The organism is Streptomyces sp. NPDC002701, assembly GCF_042889045.1.
In the GTDB taxonomy this organism is placed as follows: domain Bacteria; phylum Actinomycetota; class Actinomycetes; order Streptomycetales; family Streptomycetaceae; genus Streptomyces.
On the sequence record NZ_JBIAQL010000062.1, the window covers coordinates 1 to 5,661 of the forward strand.

Sequence of the window (5,661 nt, forward strand, 5' to 3'; positions counted from 1 at the left end):
ACGAATTCCGGCGTCACACCCCACGACTCCACCAGCCGGTACAGCGCCACCTCGATCGCGAACAGCGCGGGCTGCGTGTACCCGGTCGTGTCCAGGAGAGCGGCTCCCTCGCTGCCCTCCTCCGCGAACAGCACCTCACGCAGCGGACGGTCGAGCCGCGGGTCCAGCAGCGCGAGCACCTCGTCCAGTGCCGCCGCGAACACCGGGAAGCGCGCGTACAGTTCACGCCCCATCCCCGCGCGCTGCGAACCCTGACCGGAGAACAGGACCGCGAGCCGGCGCTCGACGGCACGGCCCCGCGCCGCCTCCACCGGCCCGCCTTCGGCGCCTGCCAGCTGGACGGCGCGGTACTCGAAGACCGAGCGGCCCGTGGCGAGCGAGAGGCCCACGTCCAGCGGGTCGGCGTCGGTGACGGAGGTGATCCGGGCGAGCTGCGCGTCCAGCGCCTCCGGCGACTTCGCGGACACCGGCCACGGCACGACGACAGGGGCGGTCTCCGGCCCGGCGGTGGCAGGAAGGGACACCGGTGCGGCGGCGGCCGTCGGCGCGTCGGTCTCCGGGGCCTGCTCGATGATGGTGTGCGCGTTGGTGCCGCTGATGCCGAAGGACGACACGGCGGCGCGGCGCGGACGGCCGGTCTCCGGCCACTCGGTGGTCTCGGTCAGCAGGCGTACGTCGCCCTCGGTCCAGTCGACGTGGGTCGACGGCCGGTCGATGTGCAGGGACTTGGGCAGGACGCCGTGCCGGATCGCCATGACGGTCTTGATGACGCCCGCGACACCGGCGGCGGCCTGGGCGTGGCCGATGTTCGACTTGATGGAGCCGAGCAGCAGCGGCCGGTCCTCGGGCCGGTCCTGTCCGTACGTGGCCAGGAGGGCCTGCGCCTCGATCGGGTCACCCAGGGTGGTGCCGGTGCCGTGTGCCTCGACCGCGTCGACGTCCGCGGTGCCGAGTCCGGCGCTGGCCAGGGCCTGGCGGATGACGCGCTGCTGGGACGGCCCGTTGGGGGCGGTCAGGCCGTTGGAGGCGCCGTCCTGGTTGACGGCCGAGCCGCGCAGCACCGCGAGGACCGGGTGGCCGTTGCGGCGGGCGTCGGAGAGGCGTTCCAGGACGAGCATGCCGACGCCCTCGGACCAGCCGGTGCCGTCGGCGGCGTCCGCGAACGCCTTGCAGCGCCCGTCGGGGGCGAGGCCGCCCTGCCGGGTGAAGCCCGCGTACCCCATGGCGGTGGACATCACGGTCACGCCGCCGGCGAGGGCCAGGTCGGCCTCGCCGGAGCGCAGCGCGTGGGCCGCCCAGTGGAGGGCGACCAGGGAGGACGAGCAGGCGGTGTCGACGGTGACCGCCGGGCCCTCAAGACCGAACGTGTAGGAGAGGCGCCCGGAGGTGACGCTCGTGGCCAGGCCGGTGGGGGCGTGACCTTCGGCGTCCTCGCGGGAGTTCATGACGAGGGTCGTGTAGTCCTGGCCGCTGGTTCCGACGAAGACGCCGGTACGGCTGCCGCGCACGGTGGCGGGGTCGATGCCGGCGTGTTCGAACGCCTCCCAGGAGGTCTCCAGGAGAAGCCGCTGCTGCGGGTCCATCGCCAGGGCCTCGCGCGGGGAGATCCCGAAGAACCCGGCGTCGAAGTCGGCCACGTCGTAGAGGAAGCCGCCCTCGGAGGTGGCGCTGCGGCCGTGGCCGCCCTCGCCGCCGCGCTGGAGGGTCTCCAGGTCCCAGCCGCGGTCGGTGGGGAAGGCGGAGATGCCTTCGCCGCCGTCGAGGACCAGCTGCCACAGTTCCTCGGGGGAACTGACGCCGCCGGGCATCCGGCAGGCCATGCCCACGATGACGACCGGGTCGTCGGCGACGGCTCCGGCGACGGTGGTCGGGGCGGTCGTGCCGGTGGCGCGCTGCTCGTCAAGCAGGGCGGAGACCAGGTGTTCGGCGAGCACGGTGGGCGTGGGGTAGTCGAAGACCAGGGTCGCCGGGAGCCGCAGACCGGTGACGGTGGTCAGGCGGTTGCGCAGCTCGACGGCGGTCAGGGAGTCGAAGCCGAGGTCGTGGAAGTCGCGGTCGGCGTCGATGGCCTTGACCGAGGAGTGCCCGAGGACCGGGGCGGCCTCGGCGCGGACCAGGTTGACCGCGAAGCGCAGGCGGTCTTCCGCACGCAGGTCGAGGAGTTGCCGGGTGACGGCCGCGGCGGTGCCCGCGCCGCCGACGGCGGTCGCGGCGGCGCGGCGGGTGCCGCGCACCAGGTTCCGCAGCAGCGGCGGCACCTCGCCGGGCATCCTGCTGTTGCCGGAGGCGCCGATCGGTACGAGGTACGGCTCGTCGGAGACCGTGGCGGCGTCCCACAGGGCGAGTCCCTGCTCGACGGTGAGCGGTGCCGCGGCGGACGTCATGCGGCGCGCGTTCGCGTCGGAGAGCGTGCCGGTCATGCCGGCGGACTGTTCCCAGGCGCCCCAGGCCAGGGACTGGCCGGGCAGCCCCTGCGCCACGCGGTGCTGGGCCAGGGCGTCCATGAAGACGTTGGCCGCCGCGTAGTTGGCCTGCCCCGCACTGCCCATCACCCCGGACACCGAGGAGAACATCACGAACGCCGCAAGGTCCAGGCCACGGGTCAGCTCGTGCAGGTGCCAGGCCGCATCCACCTTCGGCCGCAGCACACCCGACAGCCGCTCCTGCGACAGTGATGTCACCACCCCGTCGTCGAGGACGCCCGCCGTGTGGACGACAGCGGTCAGCGGGTGCTCCGCCGGTACCGACGCCAGCAGCTCCGCGACGGCCGGACGGTCCGTCACATCACAGGCGTGTACGCCCACATGGGCGCCCAGCGCCTCCAGCTCTGCCCGGAAGGCGTCCATGCCCTCCGCCGCCGGACCACCGCGTGACACCAGCAGCAGCCGGCGCACCCCACGCGCCGCCACCAGATGGCGGGCCAGTTCCCGGCCCAGACCACCGGTACCACCCGTCACGAGCACCGTGCCGTCGCCGGACCAGCGGGCCGGGAACCGCAGTACGAGCTTGCCGATGTGCTTGGCCTGGCTCATGAACCGGAACGCCTCACGCGCCCGCCGCACGTCCCACACCCGCACCGGCAACGGCCGCAGCAGACCCCCGGCGAACAACTCCAGCAGCTCGCCCAGCAGTTCACCGGTCCGCTCCGGACCCGCCTCACCCAGGTCGAAGGCCCGGTACCGCACATCCCCGACCGACTCCGGGTCACGGATGTCGGTCTTGCCCATCTCCAGGAACCGGCCCCCGGACGCCGTGATCCGCAGCGACGCGTCCACGAACTCACCCGCCAGCGCGTTCAGTACGACATCCATGCCGCGACCGCCGGTGACCGCACGGAACTTCTCCTCGAAGCCCACATCACGCGACGACGCGATGTGCTCCTCGTCCAGCCCGAGACCCCGCAGGGTGTCCCACTTGCCCTCGCTCGCCGTCGCGAACACCTCGGCACCCAGATGACGCGCCAGCTGGACCGCCGCCATCCCCACACCACCCGCACCGGCGTGGATCAGCACCCGCTCCCCCGCCGACAGACCGGCGAGTTCGGTGAGTCCGTAGTGGGCCGTGAGGAACACCAGCGGAACGGAGGCCGCTTCCTCGTCGCTCCAGCCCTCGGGCACGCGGGCGAGGAAGCGTTCGTCGATCAGCGTGTCGGTGGCCAGACCGCCGGGCACCATGCCCATCACCCGGTCACCGACCGCGAGGCCGGTCACCTCCGGACCCGCCGCCGTGACGACACCGGCCGCCTCCGCGCCGAGCAGCCCTGCCTCGCCGGGGTACATGCCCAGCGCGTTGAGCACGTCACGGAAGTTGAGGCCCGCGGCCCGCACCTCGATGCGCACCTGGCGGCCCTCCGGTGCCTCCAGCACCTCGGGGCAGGAGCGCAGGGTCAGCGCGTCCAGACTGCCCCGCGCGGTGCTGTCCAGGCGCCACGGACCCTCGGCGGGCGGCAGCAGGCCGGGGCCGGCCACCGCACGGTCGAGCCGGGCCACCAGCACCGCACCGTCGCGTACGGCGAACTGGGCGTCGCCGCCTGCCAGCAGCGCGGGAAGGTGCGGCAGGACGTCCTCGGTACGGGCGTCGTCGTCCAGGTCGACGAGCGCGAACCGGGTCGGGTTCTCGGACTGCGCGGCGCGGACCAGACCCCACACCGCGGCGGCGGGCAGGTCCCGGACCCCGTCGCCGGGTCCGGCCTGCACGGCGTGACGCGTGACGAACACCAGCCGGGAGTCGGCGGACCTCTCCTGGGCGAGCCACTCCTGCACCAGGCCGAGGACGCGCGCGGTGAGCGCATGGGTGGCCGCGGGCACGTCGGTGGCCGTGGCGTCGCCGGGGACCGGTACGCAGACCAGGTCCTCCTCTCCGGTGAGGCCGGCCAGGACGGTGGCGGCGCCGTCCTGGGCCAGGGCGGGGACAGTGGTGTGCCGGACGGCCGGGACGTCGTCCCCGTTCTCCGGGGCGGCCGTCCACTCCAGGCGCAGCAGGGAGTCCAGTTCCGTACGGCGGGCGGCGGGGGCCTGCGCCCCGGCGGGCACCCGGAGCACCAGCGACTCGGCCGACAGGACGGGGGCGCCTTCGACGTCGGCGGCGGCGATGGACACCGAGTCCTCGCCGGTGCGGGCCACCCGGAAGCGGACCACGGAGGCGCCGCCCGCGTGCAGCGACACCCCTGCCCACAGGAACGGCAGCAGTTGGTGCTCGTCGTCCAGGCCGGCGAAGCCCACGGACTGGACGGCGGCGTCGAGCAGTGCCGGGTGCATGCCGTAGTAGCCGGCGTCGTCGGCCTGGGAGGGCAGCGCCGCCTCGACGAACGCCTCGTCGCCGCGCTTCCAGACGGCCCGGATGGTGCGGAAGACGGGACCGTACTCGGTGCGGTCGTAGAAGCCCTCCAGGTCGACGGCGACGGCGCCCTTGGGCGGCCAGACCGAGGCGTCGAAGGGAAGGGTGACGGCACCAGGGACGAGGACACCGGAGGCGTGCTCGGTCCAGGTCTCCTCGGGGGCGTCGGCCGGGCGGGAGTACAGGCTGACCGTGCGGGCGCCGCTCTCGTCGGGGGCGCCCGCCCACACCTGGACGACCACGGCGCCGTCCTGGGGCAGCAGCAGCGGCGTGGCGAGGGTGAACTCCTCGACCCGGTCGCAGCCGACCTCGTCACCGGCGCGCACGGCCAGTTCCAGGAAGCCGGTGGCGGGGAACAGCACCATGCCGCCGCCGACGGTGTGGTCCGCGAGCCAGGGGTGGGTGGTGAGGGAGAGGCGCCCGGTGAAGAGCACCCCCTCGGAGGCGGCGAGTGCGGTGGCGGCGCCGAGCAGCGGGTGTTCGGCGGGCCGGAGCCCCGCGCCGGTGACGTCGCCGGTGTGGGCGGCCGGCCGTGGCCAGTACCGCTCGTGGTGGAAGGCGTACGTCGGCAGCGCGACACGACGCGCACCGGTCCCCTCGAAGCACGGGGCCCAGTCGACGTCCGCACCGGCCACGTGCAGCTGGGCCAGCGCGGTGAGGAGCGCGGTCTCCTCGTCCCGGTCCTTGCGCAGCGCCGGTACGACCACGGATTCGGCGGCACTGTCGAGGCTCTGCTGGGCGAGGGCGGTGAGGACGCCGCCGGGGCCGATCTCCAGGAAGGCGTTCGCGCCGGCGCCGGTGAGGGCACGGACCCCGTCGGCGAAC

Annotated in this window: 1 protein-coding gene; it reads right to left on the reverse strand. The window is 74.2% G+C overall.

Annotated features, from left to right (window positions below):
- Window positions 1-5,661: SDR family NAD(P)-dependent oxidoreductase (locus ACFYXC_RS41710; protein ID WP_389558366.1), on the reverse strand; the 5,661-nt coding region annotated here is incomplete at both ends.